This window comes from Bradyrhizobium sp. Ses1, from assembly GCF_059512365.1.
Genome location: NZ_JCAMOQ010000008.1, coordinates 83,143 through 101,465, shown reverse-complemented (window position 1 = coordinate 101,465; position 18,323 = coordinate 83,143). Strand labels below are relative to the sequence as shown.

The 18,323-nt window shown below is 62.9% G+C and carries 6 protein-coding genes and 1 pseudogene; 1 reads left to right on the top strand and 6 read right to left on the bottom strand.

Annotated elements, in window-relative coordinates:
- Positions 1–135: 135 nt before the first annotated feature.
- The 5 genes and pseudogenes from AC5ZG5_RS12475 to AC5ZG5_RS12455 all read right to left on the bottom strand — a co-directional run bounded on the left by AC5ZG5_RS12475 (position 136) and on the right by AC5ZG5_RS12455 (position 5,316).
- The gene (locus AC5ZG5_RS12475) at positions 136–1,293 is read right to left on the bottom strand and encodes a calcium-binding protein (protein ID WP_456671237.1); all 1,158 of its coding nucleotides are present in this window, start codon (positions 1,291–1,293) and stop codon (positions 136–138) included.
- Between the two features lie 195 nt (positions 1,294–1,488).
- Positions 1,489–2,220: pseudogene (locus AC5ZG5_RS12470) on the bottom strand (calcium-binding protein); the annotation flags it as partial.
- Between the two features lie 589 nt (positions 2,221–2,809).
- The gene (locus AC5ZG5_RS12465; protein ID WP_456644205.1) at positions 2,810–3,694 is read right to left on the bottom strand and encodes a Rossmann-like and DUF2520 domain-containing protein; all 885 of its coding nucleotides are present in this window, start codon (positions 3,692–3,694) and stop codon (positions 2,810–2,812) included.
- 5 nt (positions 3,695–3,699) lie between these two features.
- Positions 3,700–4,542, bottom strand: coding sequence for a class II aldolase/adducin family protein (locus tag AC5ZG5_RS12460; protein WP_456644206.1), 843 nt, complete (start codon positions 4,540–4,542; stop codon positions 3,700–3,702).
- A 120-nt stretch (positions 4,543–4,662) separates the two neighbouring features.
- On the bottom strand, positions 4,663–5,316 hold the full coding sequence (locus AC5ZG5_RS12455; protein ID WP_456644207.1) for a TetR/AcrR family transcriptional regulator: 654 nt from the start codon (positions 5,314–5,316) through the stop codon (positions 4,663–4,665).
- Positions 5,317–5,544: 228 nt separating this feature from the next.
- On the opposite strand from AC5ZG5_RS12455, the gene AC5ZG5_RS12450 reads away from it, so the two are divergent.
- Positions 5,545–7,239 (top strand): acyl-CoA dehydrogenase family protein, encoded by a 1,695-nt coding sequence (locus AC5ZG5_RS12450; protein WP_456644208.1) that lies wholly within the window; start codon positions 5,545–5,547, stop codon positions 7,237–7,239.
- Positions 7,240–7,305: 66 nt separating this feature from the next.
- On the opposite strand, the gene AC5ZG5_RS12445 is transcribed toward AC5ZG5_RS12450, so the two are convergent.
- On the bottom strand, positions 7,306–18,297 hold the full coding sequence (locus AC5ZG5_RS12445; RefSeq protein WP_456644209.1) for a filamentous hemagglutinin family protein: 10,992 nt from the start codon (positions 18,295–18,297) through the stop codon (positions 7,306–7,308).
- Positions 18,298–18,323 lie beyond the last annotated feature (26 nt).

Sequence of the window (18,323 nt, the reverse complement as noted above, 5' to 3'; positions counted from 1 at the left end):
GCTCCCGCCGTATCTGACAGGCACGTCGCGACTTCAAAACCCATCCAGTACGGTCGTCCTCCCCAAACAGGAGGGCGACCGTATTTGGCAGAAGCGCGGTTACGTCGCTTCGAGGACAGGCAATCCTGATCGGACTTAGCTCAGGACAAAGTCGTGGTGAGAGAGGTCCGCGGCATGGACGCCCTGGAATGTCACGTCCCCAGCAGCGCCGAGGTCTAGAACGGCGCCGTTGGCGGTGTCATGCACGTGCGCAAGCGCATCAAAATTGGAGCCGAAGCCCGACAAATTGATCACGTCGTTGTTCACGTCGAAGTCCGTGATAACGTCGTGCCCGGCTTGCGACATCTGGAAGGTGAAGGTATCGGCACCGCCGTTGCCGGTCATAGTGTCGTTGCCCACACCGCCATCGATGCGGTCCGCGCCGCTGCCTCCGATGATGATGTCGTTGCCTTCGTCGCCGAAGAGCTTGTCAGACACCGTGCTGCTGCCTGAACTGGCTGCCTGGATGAAGTCGTTTCCGGCATCGCCGTGGATGTCAGCAGCGGCCTCCCCGCCGAGCGGCGGATTGAAGGCGAGTTCACCGGTGATCCTATCGTTGCCGGCTCCCCCATGAACCACGTCACCGAACGTTTCGGTCCACTGCACGATATCGTCGCCGTCACCCGCATCGGCGAAGCCGTGCTCACCCATATGATCGATAACGTCGTTGCCAAGGCCGCCGAATATCTGATCATGGCTGCCGCCGCCGCTGATATGATCGTCGCCGTCACCGCCATCAAGGATGTCGGTGCCGCCATTTCCAGTGATGATGTCGTTTCCGGTGCCGCCTTCGATATGGTCGCTGCCGTCACCGCCGGTCAGGGTATCGTCGCCGGCATCACCGAAGATCTTGTCGCCCGCCGTGGCGTGCGCCGCGTCCGTCGTAAACGCGGAGATGATGTCGTTACCGTCGCCGCCATGGCTTTCATCGGACGCGGTATCGGAACCGGTGATCCGGTCATCGCCTCCGTCGCCGAAGACGGTGTCTCCGACCGCATCATTCCAGGAGATGACGTCATCGCCGGCGCCGGCATGAACGACATCGTGTCCCATCATCTGGTCGATGGTGTCGTTGCCGTCGCCACCGTAAACCAGGTCGTTGCCGGCCCCGGTGCTGATGTGGTCATTTCCCGACCCGCCATCGAGGTAGTCGTTGCCGCCTCCACCGTTGATGGTGTCGTTTCCGGTACCGCCTTCGATGTGGTCCGCGGCATCGCCGCCGATCAACGTGTCATCGCCGCCGTCGCCGAACATGCGGTCGCCCGCCGTCGCATGTGCGGCATCCGTGGTGAAGGCCTGAATGAAATCGTCACCGTCGCCGCCGTGACTTTCATCGGACGCCGTGTCGGAACCGATGATCCTGTCGTTGCCGCCGTCGCCATAGACGGTGTCACCGACGGCATCGTTCCAGGAGATCGTGTCGTTCCCGTCGCCGGCGTGGACGACGTCATGGCCCGCCATCTGGTCGATGGTGTCGTTGCCATCGCCGCCAAACACCGTATCGTTGCCGGCACCGGTGCTGATGTGATCATCGCCGTCGCCGCCATCGAGGAAATCGTTGCCACCTCCACCGTTGATGGTATCGTTTCCGGTGCCACCCTCGATGTGGTCGTTGCCGTCGCCGCCGATCAGGGTGTCATTGCCGGCATCACCGAAGATCTTGTCGCCTGCGGTGGCGTGCGCGGCGTCAGTCGTGAAGGCCTGGATGAAGTCGTTGCCGTCGCCGCCATGGCTCTCGTCGGCCGCGGTGTCGGAACCGATGATCCGGTCGTTGCCCTCATCGCCGAAGACAACATCACCGACCTTGTCGTTCCACGAGATCAGATCGTCGCCCGCACCCGCGTGGACGACGTCGTGACCGGCCATCTGATCGATCGTATCGATGCCGTCACCGGCGAACACGACATCGTTGCCCGCTCCGGTGCTGATGTGGTCGTTTCCCGATCCGCCTTCGAGAAGATCGTTGCCGTTGCCGCCGGTGATGACGTCGTTGCCCGCGCCGCCGAGGACATGATCGTCACCATCACCGCCGTTGAGCGTATCATCACCGTCATCGCCTGACAGCGTATCGTTGCCGCCGTTGCCGTCAATCGTATCGTTGCCGGCAAGGCCGAAGATACGATCCGGCCCATCGGTGCCGGTCAGGATATCGTCGCCGTTGGTTCCCGTGAGATTGGACATGAGGCATTCTCCCTTTCAGATGTGGGCCTCAGCTTCACATGCGGGGCCTCGGCGAGTTGCAGGTTGACAAAGAATCCTGCGGGCCCTGAACCGACGCCCTCACGCGTTCGTATGCTTTCTTTTCGGAGAGTTCAGGGCGATATGGCTGCATCTGTAATGCGAGGAGCGGATCGCTGTAACCAAACTGTAACGTCGCCCTCAGCGCGCGAGCCGAGAGTCTCATCGATCGGGATGCAAACACCCAATCCAGATGACCCTTCCTAGATCCGCGAAGCATCGATGGACCACTGAAGCCGTACCGCTCCACTCGATCAGAGCTGCAGCAGCGGTCCGCCAAGGACGCCGCAAGATTCGTACAGCCGTCGTACCGCCCTCTCCGAGCTTGGCCGGAGCCTCCATTGCCGTAACCGGCATACGATTCCAACTTGGCTGACATTCCCGACGGCGGCTTGAAGCCTTAGGCATACTCAAGGAGCAAGCGATACTATTGGGCATAACCGATGAAGTCGCTGATCATCAGTTGCTTGTCTTGTATTAGTCCCGGAATGGCACCCACTGCATTTCCATCTCTCGGGATGTCGGCTTCTTCTCAGCCTTTCGCTGTCGGGGCGGTCGACAACGCTTCTCGGATCTGGTCCGCGACCGATGTCGTCAGGCTTGCTCGCGCGAGCCCAAGTGGAATGGTTCGCTCAGTCAAGGAGCGATACAATTCACCGGCGTTAGGGCTGAAGAGGTCCATCGCGGCTATGTGCCGTCGCACCGTGCCGACATCGCCTCTCGCGACGCAGCCGCCCATTCCCTTGGCCAGGCTGCTGCTGGTGACTGCCGAGGTGGTTCCGGCGAGAAGCGGCAGCAGGGCGTTCAAGGCGTCACGTTCGCTGGCGCCGAAGGACTTCCAGATCGACACGGCCTCCGAAAGCAGCGCGATGAAGAAAGGACCAACGTAATAGACCGAGGCATGGTAGATCGCGCGTTGTCCTCGGGGTACCTCCACGGTGGTGCAACCGATGTCGCCGGCCAGCCGCTTGAGCGTCTCGAGGAATGCGGGTTCGGCGGCCTCCACGCCGACCGTCACGCCCGGCAAGCCCCGCAGAGCGACGGCCGGATCGGTAAACATCTGCAGCGGGTGGAAGCCACCTATCGTCGCGCCGTCCGATTTCGCCTTCGCCAACGCTTCGATGTCGGTCGCGCCGCTGCAGTGGACGACCTTATGATGCGACTGCCAGGCGATGCCGTCGGCGACGCGCGCGATGGCATCGTCCGATACGGTCAGCCAGACGAAGTCGCACGCGTCCACCACGTCCTGCGCGCTCGCCAGCGCACGCAGCCCCTCGACTTCCTGCCGCATTTGGAGCGCGCCCTCGCCGCCCCGGCTCCAGGCCGCGGCCACCTGATACCCCGCCCGACTGAAGGCTTGTGCGAGCGTACGTCCGACGCTGCCGCACCCGATGAATCCGAATTTTGCGCTGGGCATCCCGATCAGCTCCGGAACGAGGCATCGAGCCGGTCGAGTTTGCGCAGCAGGGCCGCCCATTCGAGCGAACCGTACCCGCCCGAATTCCGCCTCGCGCCTTCGTTGAGCGTGGGGTTCGTGTCCGCTTCATTGAGCAGCGTGATCTCGCTGCCGGAGAAGCACGTCACCGTGTTCTCGATCGCGGCGGGAGACGGCTGATGGACCGGCCGGTTGCAGGCCAGAAGATCGACCTGGATCCGGCAAGCGTTCTCGAGCCAGTAGATGGCGTTGAAGGCCTGCGGGATCGTCCGGCCACAGGCGAGCAGCCCATGATTGCGCAGCAGGAGCACGTCGTGTTCGCCCAGATCGCGGACGACGCGATCGCACTCCTCGCCGCTGATCGCCGGTCCTTCGAATTCGTGGTAGCCGACCCGACCGTGGAAGCGCATCGCGGTCTGGGACAACGGGAGCAAGCCTTCGCTCAGACCGCTGACGGCGGTGCCGGCGCGGGTGTGCGTGTGGATGATGCAGTGAAGGTCCGGTCGCGCCCTGTGGATGGGAGCGTGCAGATAGAAGCCCGCGACGTTGACGTTGTAGCCGTGATCGGGTTGCAGGAGCGTGTTGCCGTCGACGTCGATCTTGACGAGGTTCGACGCCGTGATCTCTTCGTACAGCATCCCGTACGGGTTGATGAGATAGCTTCCTTCCTCGCCCGGAACGCGTGCACTGATGTGGTTATAGATCAGGTCCGTCATTCCAAAGACGGCCATCAATCGGTAGCAGGCGGCGAGATCGATCCGGGTCTGCCACTCATCGAGCGAGACCGCCGACTTGATGTTGGCGAGGGAAAGCACCTTCATGTTGCCCATCTGTGTTGTCCTTTCCAAGTGAACCGACGCGTTACCGCGTCCATTGATCGGGCGAAGCAGTCGGCCGATGGCCGCGGGAGCCCCCGTCGGCCCCTCGCTCTTCGGCCGCTCAGGACTTCTTCAGAGAGACGGCTTCCACCGCACCGTCGCGGGACGCTCTCCCTCGAGCAGGCGGTTGTCCGGCTTCGCGACCGCGGCGAGGCATAGATCCGCGATGGAATCCGCGAACTCTTCGGTCTGCACCGGGACGCCGCTGGCTCCGGGCGCGAGAACGCTGATCAGACCTTCCATGAAGGCTCCGACGAGGCAGGTTGCGGCGACCCTGACGTCGACCTTGCGGAATTCGTCGGCGGCGAGGCCTTCCTTGATAATGGTCTCGAAGACGCGCGCGACGGCAAGTCGATACTTCAGTCGCGTGCTTTCCACTTCCGGATCGATCGGCTCGAAGATAAGGCCGTAGGCGAGGCGCTTGCCGCGCACGGCTCGCAGCACGAAAGTGCGGACCGCGTCCCTCACCTTCTGCGACGGCTCTCCTTCCGCGACGGCGATCCCCGATAGAACGTCGACCTCGCGCTGCGAAACCGTGCTGACGATGGTGGCGCAGAGATCCGCACGTGACGGGAAGTATCGATAGATCGTTCCGACCGCGACGTCGGCTGCGGCCGCGACCGCGTTCATCTGAAGCTCCTGGAATCCGCCATCCATCACGACGGCGCGCGCGGCCCGCAGGATATGCGTCTTCTTGTCGAGGGAACGGACCTGTCTAGTCGCCATCTCGTCACCAAAGATGAAATCGAATTCATTTTCATCTTGATTTGGAAATCAATCGGTGTCAAGAGATGATGTAATTTAGCGTCAAAATCAGCACTTTTGGGCCGACCTGAAACTGAACGATCGATTCAGTTTTGTGGGCTTTCCGACTCTGCCTGAGGGTCGGTTCGGTTTCGAGAATGCTCGCCAACGCAGCGAGCCACGAACCTAGGAACGAATTGGAGGCGTCCCATGACCCAAACACTCGAGGCTCCCGCCAGCCGTTACGGCACCCACAAGGTCCTAAACCAAGCCGAGCCCGCCGCCGGCTTCAACGCCTTTACTGGCGACGCCGTGCTGCGCGCCGCGATCGAGCGCGAGGCTCCTTGGGCCGCGGACCGCTGCGAGGCCCTCGGCGCGATCGCGGGCGACGAGGATGTGCAGGAGCTCGCCCGCCTCGCCAACCGCCACTTGCCCGAACTGAAGACCCACGATCGGTTCGGCAACCGCATCGACTGGGTCGACTTCCATCCGAGCTGGCACGAACTGATGTCGCTGGCGTGGAAGCATGAAGTACCGAACCTCGCCTGGCGCACCAACCAGAAGAACGGCCACTACGCCCGCGCCGTGCTGTCCTACGTCTGGAATCAGGTCGAACAAGGCACCGCCTGTCCGACCGGCATGGCCTACGCTTCGTACGCGGGCTTCGAGGCCGAGCCCGCGCTGGCGATCTGGGCGGAGAAGGTCAAGGGGACCGAATACGAATTCAGCCGCCGCGAGGTGAGCGAAAAGCCTTCGGTCGTGATCGGCTACGCCATGACCGAAAAGCAAGGCGGCTCCGATCTCCGCGAGACACAGACGACTGCTCGCTTCTCCCACTCCGAGGATTATCACGGCAAGACGGCGCACTGGTACGAACTGACCGGCCACAAGTGGTTCTGCTCGGTGCCGCAAAGCGACGGCTTCTTCACGCTCGCCAAGGTCAATGGCGGCGTGACCTGCTTCTTCCTGCCGCGTACGCTGCCCGGCGGCAGCTACAACAACTTCTTTGTCCAGCGTCTGAAGGACAAGGCCGGCAACAAGAGCAACGCTTCCAGCGAAGTCGAGTACGCCGGCAGCATGGCGATCCGCGTCGGCGAGGAAGGCCACGGTATCCGCGAGATACTTTCGCACGCGCACCTGACCCGCTTGGACTTCGCGATTGGCTCCGCCGGTCTGATGCGTCAGTCGCTGACGCTGGCCCTGCAGCACACCACCACCCGTAGGGCGTTCGGCACCTCCATCGCGGACCGACCGATGATGACCAACGTGCTGGCCGACATGGCCGTCGAAGTCGAAGCTGCCACGCTTCTGGCGCTGCGCGTCGCAAAGGCGACAGACCAGAAGGCCTCCGAACACGAACGGCTGCTCGCCCGCGTAGCCACGCCAGCGGCCAAACTCTTCAATTGCTCGCGCGCCCCGTCCATCGCCTACGAAGCGCTCCAGTGTCATGGTGGGAACGGCTTCATCGAAGAAAATCCGATAGCGCGTCTCTACCGCGAAGCGCCGCTGAACAGCGTCTGGGAGGGCACGGCGAACATGATGTGCATGGATGTCCGTCGGGCGATGGCCAAGGACCCGCGCACGATCCAGGCACTCTTCGACGAGACCCGTCCCCTGCTCGGTCAGGACGCCCGCTTCGACGCGCTGGTCCTTCATACCGAAACACTGGTTCGCAAAGCCGTTGAGGACGAGTTCGTCGCCCGTCCGATGACCGAAGCGGTCGCACGCGTCCTGCAGGGTGCAGAGCTCCTGCGTCACAGCACGCAGGACGTCGTCGACCTCTTCCTCGCCACCCGCGCACCGAACGCATCGGGATCATGGGGTTCGCATTACGGGACGCTGGCGTTCAGCGTCGACCAGGCGAAGGCGCAGAAAGTCATGCGCCGCGCCGTGGTCGTCGAATGAATTGAGGAACGTATGTGTACGCAACGAGTTTGATCGTCATAGTCGCTTCGCATCGGCTGCATGGTCTCAGTGGACAAGTCCGTCGTCGCTACTCGCCGGTACGACCCGTTTGCGTTCTTCCACCGTCAGTCGTTGCAGCGCGCTTGGGCCAAGATTACCCGCGCCGACGATCTGCACCGGACTATCGGGGTTTTGTGAGCGCTGCTCGCGCTTGCGAGGACGTTCTTCCTCGCCATCGCCGCCGCCGAATCCGAGGAACTCGACGATAATGACGGAGGATGGTTCGTTGGCCCGCTGCTGCGGGGGCGCCGCCTGACGGGCCGCGGCCCCGGCCTGGTTTCCGGCTTCCGGCAGTCCACTGATATTCGGCGGCTCGATCACCGGCACGCCTTTGGACTGGCCGCCGACTTCGATATTGGCGACGTTCAGGACATGCAGCGCCGCGAGATTGAGATTGCCCGCAACCCGGATGCCCGCATCCCCTGCATTCACCGTGCCTTCGGGCGCAACGAGGTCGACATCGCCTTGAACCACGCCAGCAAAACCGATGATGGTGCCGATGCCACTACCGGAAATATCCGCCCGCTCTTGGACACGGGTAACCGCATCAACGCTAGTGGCAACCTCCGGCGCCGAAGGAACGCGGGCCGTCTTTGCGCCGCGGCCGGCGTCGATATCGCCGAGTGTAGCCCATAGCGTCTCGTCGCCACCGCCAAACGTCAGGACACGGGACCGATTCACCGTGACGCTTTTCTTCACGAAGACGCTGATATCGCCCGGCCCGAGCGCAACGAGGCCTTGCCCGTCCCCGATGGCAGCGCCCAGTGCTGCAACCTGCAATCCGCCGCCGGGAGCCAGCACCTCGATGCCGCCGCCGGCCATGGTGCGCAATGTCAGCGACTGGCCGAGCACATCGCCCTTCCAGCCCTCGCCCGGGAACAACGCCGCGATCGCTGCGTAGCCGCGGTTGTATCCACCATTGAGCGGCCGGCCCTTGCTGTCGGGCGTCAATTGATCGCGGCCGGCCTCACGCAGCTCCTGCATATAGACGCGATTGACGAACGCATGGCGAACCAGTTCCGGCAGGCTTAGGAAGCGCGCCCACGCGTCGAGCGGCGACAGGGTCTCGCCGGTCTTCTCTTCGATGAAAGAAACGAGGCCAAATCTGAGCAGCTTCTGCTGGCCGTCGCGCTCCTCGCTCCGATCGGTGAGATAGAGCGGCACCAACGTGCCGTCCGGCAGTGTTGTCGTCAAATAGGCCGGCATGGCCGCGACACGCGAGGGATCGAGATAAGCGGCGATGAAAGCATCGTAGGATGGCCGCTTGTCCTGCAGGCCTGCCATCACAGAGATCGAGGCGCCTTGCTCCGGTAGCCCTCTGATGTCGGTGCCGACGACCGGCCGGTTATTGCCGTCGAAACTGCGATTGCCGGTCGTGGTAATGGACAGAGCCTGTCCGTAGACGTCGCGGCCTGTGCTCAGCGTGATCAGCCCCGGTCCTTGAACTTGCATGGTGCCGCCGATGATGTCGTTGCCGGCCTCCAGAAGCGAGACGTCAGTCGCATGCAGATTGCGCAGTTGATAGTTGATGTCGCGGATATCCGTGCCGGCACGGAACCATGTCTGCTCCGCGGTCATGACCTGCGTCGAGAGTGGATCGCCGTCGTTCCGCAAGAGCACGTTGGAGATGGTCCCACGACGGGCGTAGATGCGGCTCGGCTCATAGTCCTCGGCGTTGGGCAGCACCGCGGGGTTGCGAATGCTCTGCAGGAAGAGACCGTGAACTCCGTAAGTGACCCGGTCGGTAGAAATGGCATTCTGCAGCATGAAGTGGAAGCTGCTTCCGCTTTGCCGCGGATTCTGGAATATGTCGTCGAAAGGCGAGCCCGCGAAACTGATTGCGACACCGTTGATGCCGTCCACAGGCTGGAACGGAGACGGCATCATCTCCGGAATGGCGCGCGTTTGGGTAATCGAGCCCAGGATGATGTCCCGGTCGGCGAGCAACTGCAGCTCCGGATGTGCACCGGGCGCGGTGTAGAGCTTCCCGAAGTTGACGATGTCGCCATTCAGCGCGAGCACGTTCGTGATCGCAGGATAGAGATTCGTGGCGAAAAGACCGATCGCACCGTAGTCGGAATCTCCATCGAAAACGTAGCTGAGGTTCAGGTCCTTCGACAGGAATTGACCTTGATTGACGAGTCGAACGTCGCCGCCGATCGATACCAGATTGAGAGCGGTGCGGTTTGTATAGCCGCTCATGATCGCGCTCTGACGAGCGATACCGCCCAATAACAGAGGGTCACCGCTCAGCATCAGCGGATCGAGCACGGTTTGGACGATCAAATCGCCGGCCGTGCGCACACTCAATTCGGCGTCGCCGAGAGCGAACACAGGGGCGATGTTGTAGATTCCGGCGGCGCGTCCGCTGATGGTTACGGATCGCCCGGTCGCAGTCTCGCCCGCGGTGACCGTGCCTGTGCCACGGCCGACATAGTAGTAGCCAGCGCGGAGCGCGCCTTCGACGTCGACAGTCAGTGCACCGCCATTGCGCATTTCCAACGATTTGGCCTCGCCGCTCGTGCGACCGCCGCGCACCCGACCGTTGGTCGGGAGAGCCACGAGAATATTGTCGAGATCGCCTCCGGCGAAGACCGAGACATTGCCGCCACCGAGCGCGCCAACGCCTTGCGCAAAGTTTGCGTAGTCAATCCACCAGGAGCTCTGCTCGCCCGGACGGAAGACATAGTCTTGATCCGTGCCGCCGACGTGCTTGAGCCATTCAACGAAGAGCTGGTTGTCCTTCGGGTTGGCCGGAAGCGCCGACGAAATGCTGCCTCCCGCGGCGATCGTAAGGTGTCCACCCTCGATTCCGTAGGTCGCCGCTGAGGGCGCAGTGAAGTTGTCCCAGGTCGTCGTATCTTTGCGCCCCGCAGTGTAGACGACCGATTGATAGTGAGCGAGGTCGAGGTTGCGCCCGGCGCGGAGATCGATATCGCCGGTGCCGGTGCGCACCAGTATGCCACTGCTGCTGTTACCTACCGTGATCGTGCCAGAATTGCTGCCGAGACCGGCGAGCGGCATCGTAGTGATCGCCGAGGCCGAGCCGAGATCGGCCCCGGCGACGAGCCGAAGATTCCAGGATGCGGCATCCTGCAACACCCCGGACCGGTCGGCCCGATCGAAGCCGTCACTGAGGTTGCCGTTGATGATCAGATTGCCGGCAGCGCGGAGCGTCAACGTGCCCTCACGCTGTGAAGCTCCAAAGTCGGCGAACAGGTTCCAGTCCTGGTCGATCAACAGGTCGCCGGTGCTGCGAATCTCGATCCCGGACATGAGCTCGATGCCGCGTGAGCTGAGCCCCAAGGCAGCCGCGATAGCACCAGCATGGGTACCGAACGTCCGGGCATCGCTAACCGCCTGCACCTGAACCGCGCTGGTGGTGCCGCTGGTGTAGACACTCACGCCCTCGAGCACAGCCGAGCCGGCACCGATGATGCGGGCTGCCAAAGCATCAACCGCGATGCCATCGTGGTTTTCGTTCTGCAACGCCCGGAAGCGCACCCTGCCGCCGTCGCCGCCCGCGACATCGATCGTGCCTCCGCGAACATCGAGCCTTCCGCGCGCCGCCTCAAGCGTTACTCGGCCAGAGCCAAGTGTGGTGTCGGTCGCACCGGCAAGAAGATGAGCAGAGCTCTCCATCACCAGGCCATTGCCGCCCGAAATCGAGATGTTGCCGCCGTAAGTCGCGCGCGCATCAACGCTACCGGCGATCGTCACCCGTCCCTGGTCGGCCGCGAGTTGGAAGTCTTCGACCTTGGTCATGCCGGAAACGACGACATCGCCGGATCGGATACGGAACTGGCGCGAGCGGGTGAAGCCCGCCGCATTAAGGCGGTCGGCGAAAGCTGCAAAATCCGGCAACTCGGCGATGTCGAGCACGAATGTGCCGCCCTTCCCGTTCGCTCCGGCCTGCGCGGCGACCATGCCATCGAGCACAACCGTGCCGCCACCAGATGCCGTCGCCGCAAGACTGCCGGCATTGCCACCGCCAGCGTGCGCAGCCAGATTCAAGATCGCGCCAGAGCCAACGACAACATTGCCGCCGTCGACGGCGGTCAGGCTGATGCGTCCGGCATCGCCATAGGCGCTGACGTCGAAGAATTGCTTGGCGAAGCCGCCGACATCGATCACCGCGCCGTTGGACAACGTCACGCCACCTGCGCCGGCCGTCAGTTCGACCGCGCCGCCGAGCGCGGCAATGCGGGTCGCGACCTCAATCGTCTGGCCGCGGAGCGTAAGCCGGGTGCCGAGGCTCTCCTCGAGACTCGTCGATGCCGTGCCGGCTTCCGCGAGCCGTAGCATGCCGCCCGTGATCAACGACTGCGCAGCGCCGCTGCGCCCGGTCAGCAAGGGGGTGTCGATCGTCAGCGCTGCCATGCCGGTGTCGATCCCGCCATTGCCCTGCCCTGTGATGTGGCGACGTCCCGCCATCACGACATGATCGAAACCGGAGATCGTTTTCGTTCCGGTCCCGAGAATGAGCTGGTCCGCGGCCAGCGTCAGCGTGCCTGATCCAGTGCCCGCAGTCGCAGCTCCTCCACCGCTGTTGATGAGCGCGATCGAGCCGCCGGACACCTCGATGTCGTTGGCGCCATATCCCGCAAGGCCGGCGCCATCGAAGGTCACCGAGGCAAGTCCGGCACCGCTCAGGTTGAACGAGGAATAGAAATCGAGCGTCGTATAACTGCGGAGCGTCAGGCTCTCGGCGCGATTCAATTGCTTTAAGGATTCGAGAGACAGGACGAGGCCGTTGGTGCCGCCGCCGAAGCCGATCCGGCCCGACGCGACGGACAGCGAGGCCGCCGACAGCACCGCGCTTCCGGCAAGCTCCGTCGTCTGCGTCGCATCGATCAGAAGCGCACGGTCAGCCGTAAGGCGAACGCCTTCGCCGACCCGAATTGTGCCGCCGATCGTCGTGTCCACGTTCTCGCGGATCACCTGGACGACATCACCGTTCGACACGCGGATCAGCGCGCCATAGTCCTTGGACGGCGCCACCATGACGTCGTCGGCCGGGTTGCCATCGTCCCAACCGTCGGGATCCTCGTAGCGCGCCGCCACCTGCGGCTTCATGATCAGATTGCCGGCGCCGCGCGTCGCCGTTCCCTCTGCCCTGATCACGCTGCCGGCGCCGATGTCGACGAGCCCGCTCGCCGCAAGGATAATCTCCGGCCCGGTGAGGGCCGAACCGGAGTCGTTCCGGACGAGGATGTCGCTCGCGGTCACGTCGAGACGCAAGCCGAGAGGATCTCCTGTGCGCGTGCCGCCGATCAACAGACTTCCGGCGCCGAACCTGGACAGGCTCGCGGAATCGATGACCAGGTAACCGTCGGCGCGCAGATCCGAGCCATCAACGCCTGCACCAACGATCGCAATCTTGGTTCCGGCGATGTCGATAAGAGAACCGCGGCCCCCTTCCGGGGTCTGCGCTTGCAGGCTGCCGTCGAGGATCAGTTGCTGCGTCGCCTTGAACACGACGGCGCCGCCATCCAGCGGCAGCCGCGGCGTCACCACATTGAGCCCGGTCAAGCGATATTGTGTGAGCTTGAATGTATCGGAGGCGAAGAAGGTGTTGGCGAAGGCCTCGTTGTACTCGGTGTACCGGCGCAACTGCGTGCCCGTCATCACCCGCCAGACTGACGAGAGCTGGTCCTCGCTGCCTAGCAACGCATCGCCGCGCCGACCGCTCATCATGACCGATCCGTCCGCGAGAGCCACAGATTTGGCGAGCGGCGTGGTCGTCGCCCGGGAAACAAGCGACACCAGATAGGCTCCGGGCAGCGCCGCGTAGCTCGACGGCAGCAGCGTGTACCAACCGGCCGCTAAACCATTGCCGCCAGCAAGCCAGACTCGATCACCGACCATGCCGCCCGGTGCCGCGCCATTGAAACCGGGGATCACCGCATAGCCGTTGGCCGACGTCAGGATGTCGTGCGAACCGCCGGGCCCAGGCACGAACTCACGGGCGTAGAGGTCGCCGCCGCCGCGGACGTCGATGACCGACCCCGCCCGACTCTCGACAACCGGGGCTTCAAGCGAAATCCGCTTCTCGGGAGGCGAGGTCAGAACACCGTCGGCGCCTACCGCACCTGGCTTGGTCGGATCGAGCCAGTTCTCTCCGTTGGACAGATTTCCATATGGCACGATGAGCCCAGCACCCGACACCGATGTCACACTGCCAGCACCGAGGATCAGACGCTCGCTTGCTTTTAGCGTTATCTGCCCGAACGGCGCTCGAAGCACGCCATTCTGTTCGATGACAGGCGCCGCCAGAGTCAAACTGCCGCCGGCCGACAACGGCGGAGCGACCACGTCCTTCCGGTCGACCGTTATCCGATCGGACGCTTTGATTGTCGCCTTGGTGCCCGTCGCCGGATAGACCTGCCCGGCTCTCAAAACCAACGCTCCATCGACATCGAGAACAGAGAGCGGCGGGATGCTGGCGTCGAACGGTGCATTGAGCCGCAACTCGGATGTATCGAAGGCCGTTTCCGCGAAGCCGCGGATATTCATCTCACTGTTCACGTCGATCACGGATGCGACCAATGTGAGCCCGCCTTCGCGCCTGGTGCTGGACTGTCCGGTTCCAGTCAATGACATGTATGGCGCGATCAGGCTGGAGCGGCCGCCGTTGAGATTGACGAGCGGTGCCGAAATCTGAAGAGAACGATCCGCTTTGACGACCGCGTTGTCGAGCTTGATGCTTGCTGCCGTCGTCAGCGACACGTCGGCGAAAGAGCCCGACGCCAGCACACCCGGTCGAATGTACGCATTGCGAACCTGCACAGTGGACGGGAAAATCGCCAGCAAGTCCGTCCCGACAGTATCCCGGAGTTCTTGAATGGTCGCGTCGGTCCAGCCGTAATTTCTCGGATCAACACCGCTACCACTTGCCGGTGGCGCGGAGGTGATGATGATGTTTCCGCCGGTTCCGGCTTCGATCATTTCCTTTGAAATGAGCCATGAGCCCGATGCTGGAATCCCCAAATCCCGGGCGATTCGCGCAAGGTCGAACCCGATCACGTCGAGCGGGTTGTAGTCGCACGCACCGTTGGCCGCATATCCCCAGCAGTCGGGATCGAGTTGTCCGAGCCCCGCATCGTTCTTGATCGCCTCGATCGGATTGAAGCCGCCCGAGACCTCCGCGTTTATCGAGATCTTGCCGTTAACCGCACCAGGGCCGCCCGCCTTAGCGACCAGACGACCTGCAATCACACCCCATTGCAGCGTGAGCGAGATCGAACCGCCGTTGCTATCGATGCGGGAGTCGAGGTTGCTGTGCTGGAGGCCCCCTATCGGAACCTGGACAATACCGCTCGCGCCCGAGACGTCTATGAGCGAACCGGCATCGAGGTCCACCATGACGCCTTTGATGCCCACGGAGCCGCCAGGACGAACGTCGACGACAGGTTGAAGGTTTCCGTTCTTGACCAGCGTCGATACGCCACGCGCCAGCAATTCGGCGCGATCAGCGAGCATAACGTCGCCGTTGTTCGCCGAAAGCTGGATCGTTCCTGCAGGGGCATCCAGCGTGCCCTTGACCACAACCTGGCTGCCGGTTTCGGAGGTCGCAAGAGAAATGGTGCCGCCGATGTCAGTCCTGACGACGGCGCCAGCACCGACGGTGACATTGGTTCCGCCTGCCAGACTGAGAGCATTGGGCTTGCGTTCGACCCGCTCGTAGACAGGCAGAACGGCAAGCGTTCCGAGAGCCGCGATGGACGTCCCCGTTTCGGCAGCGAATGCCTTTTTAGTATCGATCACCAGATTGGAGACGCGATGGTCGATGTTCGCCCCTTCGGTAACCGTAATCGTGCCTTGCGTCGTGATCGCCAGCGAGCGGAAGCCGCGATCACCCAAAAGAGAATCGTTCAGATGGAAAGCGGCGGTATTTGTGCCGGCGCCGCCCAATTCGACATCGGAGCTCGTGATGAGCTCCAGTTCGCCGCCCGAGCCCGCCGCATAGCCGCGAAGATCGATATTCGACAGCATATCGGCATCGGCAATTCCCAGCCTGATACGTCCCGCGTCACCGGCTGTGATGTTGGGCTTGCTGCCACCGCTGAGCTTTGCCCCGCCCGAAACGTCGATAACAGCGCCTCGCTCGAAGTCTCCGGCGACCTGAACCGTACCGCCATCGATCTTCCGAAAGAGCGACGCCGCCGGGTTCAAAAGTTCATTGATCCACTGTCCGCTGACGTCGATCCGCGAATTTGCCCCGAAAATGTTGTGCTGGCCGACGAGCCAAATATCGCCGCCGGCGATACGGATCGTCCCGCCGATAATGAATGTGGTCGGCAGGTTGCTCGGCACGTTGGAGATAACGTTTAGTTTGGCGCCGGGCAAGAGTTCGAGCGCTTCGCCTTCACCGAGCGTGAAACCCTTGGCGACATAGAACTCGAAGGAACCCATGCCGGACTGGGCGAGCACGGCGGGGTCAAGGTAAGTGGCTTTGTCGCGATGCGGATTGGCCGAATTCGGATTGTACCAGATGGTGTCGAGCCCGCTTGAGACGTTGAAATCATCAGGCAAGCGAACCGGATCGCTCGCGATGATGAGGTCGCCCGGTAGCCACAACCGGGCCGGATCGCTGTTGGCGCCAATCCTTAACGTACCAGCCTTCGCTAGATTACCGAGCGCCGCCTGGCGCTCGCCGACAACTACGCCGCCCCAATAGCTACCTTCGAGAACGAGTGCTTCGGCTGCGAAGAGTTGAATCGAACCGGCGTCACGCCCCTCGGTGTATCCCTTCTCGAACGTGCGCGCTGACTTGCCGAGCGGGTCAGTCCATGTTTCGCTGATACCCCACCGGTCATGGCGACGGGTAAAGCCCCCCGCTACCCCCGTGTAGAGCTGGTCGGGCAAGGCGTCGCCAATATTGTAGACTCGTCCATCGGCGCCGCGCAGCTTGGTGGTCGTGTTCCAACCATCCGTATAGCGCACCGACCCACCCGAGACGTCGAGCAACGACTCCTTGCGGGTAATGATCGAACCGCTGGATTTTATGACGATCGAGCCGGCCTTGGTGGAGAGTTCGGCAAGATCAGTCTTGCCCACGCCGACCCAGGATGAGACGTCGGCCAAAGGCGTGCCTACCCAACGGCCGGGCTGGCCGTCGATCCAATTGACCTCGGCCATGGGCCCGCTGGTGAAGTCACCCGATCGCCGTCGATCCACGATCACTTTGAGGCCGCGCAACCAGGAATCACGATAGAGCGGCGTATCGCGCAGCTCGTTTATGTAGAGCTGGGCCTCGACGAAGTTGCGGTCCATCGACACCGCGATGTCCTGCAGGCCCGCGACGCTCAAGTAGGCATTTTCGCCGATGTAAACGCGGCTGCCGTCGCGAACGGTCGGCTCGCCGGATATCGGCTCTTCCCCCGAAAGCGGCGAGGTGCTTGCCACGATGCTGATCTTGCCCGCCGGAACGATCACGCTTGCGCCTGCCTTCACATCAATCAGGTTTCCGCGCAACTCGACGCGGCCGGGCTGATAACGTGTCTTGAGCGATGTCTGCTCGATCTCTTCGACGTCGCTCAGGTCGGGTGTCGCCAGGGTGACGCTGTTCGAGCCCAGGGTCAGACTTCCGGTCGACCAGTATTGCAGGGGCGAACCGCTGAACGAGCTGCCGTTCGCCATCATGCCTTGATCCCAGGCGAGCAGCCGGATCGAGCCATCACGGTTGTTCAGCTTTGTGGTCGTGAAAAGCCCGCCGTCCTGTACGATCTCGCGACCCATGATCGTAATATTCCCGCGGTCGCTTTGGATCACGCCGTCATTGGCGACGCGGTAGCCGACCGAAGCCGCCCTCGCCGCCATTTCGGGGAAGACGATGTCGCGCAGATCCTGCGTGAAGGCATTGGTCGGAGCTAACGGATTGGTCGCGGCCTGCATCGCATAATAGTCGAACAGCCAGCGCATCGGTGACGATACGGCGACGTCCAGACCGCGCACGCCCGTTTGGCTGGTCAAGAGATAGATCTGCTCACCGGCAGCCATGATCACTTGGCCATCCGGGGCGGAGATCTGACCGGAATTGATCACTTTCGGCGCGAACAGCATGACCTTGCCGGCGCTCGCGGTCTCGAACCGAGCGCCGGCCTCAACGCTCACGTTGCCCGGCGCCGCGCCGATCACCGCACCCGGAACCTGACTGGGGTCGTTGACGGAGACGAATTGGTTCGGCTGCCGTTGCTCCAGATAACCGAACTGGGGCTTGTAGACGTAGGTGTTGCCGCTCGCGTCGGTACCGTAAAGCTGCTTGTTGATACCGGCCAGGAACTGCTCATTGGACAAGGCCAGCGAAGAAGCAACGAGCGCCCCCACATTCACCTGGCTCGCGCCACCGAAGATGATGCCGTTCCGATTGATAATATAGACTTGGCCTTCGGCCTTGATGGAGCCGAGGATTCTGCTCGGTGCCTCCGAAGGATCGAGAACGCGGTTGAGCGCGATCCAATCCGACGCATTTGAACCGCCTGCGCGCTGGTCGAAATAGAGCTGGGTGCGGCCGCCGACGTTGAAGGTCTTCCACTCGAGGATGGCTTTCTGCTGCGATTGCTTGATCGTGACGTTGGCGTTGCCGCCACTGACGGTCTCGGTCGGGAGCTCCGCCCCCTGCCACAGGTTCGCCCTTGTGGCCACGCCCGGAGCCACCTGAAGACCGCCCGGCCGCAAGCCATTGGGCACGATATCCGGCGTGGCGCCGAGCTGGACGCGCGCCGCATCGCGAGCGGCCTGCTGGCTTGCCTGCATGGCCTGCACCGCAAGTGTCGCGCGCTTCAAGGAATTCTGCGCATCACGCGCCGCCTGCGAAGCCTCGAGCTGGACGGCCTGAGCGGCCGCGACCGCAGCGGCCGTGGGAGACGATGGTTGTCCGCCAAGAGGCCGCGCCATTGCGCCCGGCACAGTCGCAATGAGAGCCAAAGCGCTGACGGTCGCAAACAACTTGGCACGACGTATTGTGAACTGCGACTTGCGACTGCTCGACGCCATGATCATTCCTCGACGGTTCTTAATCG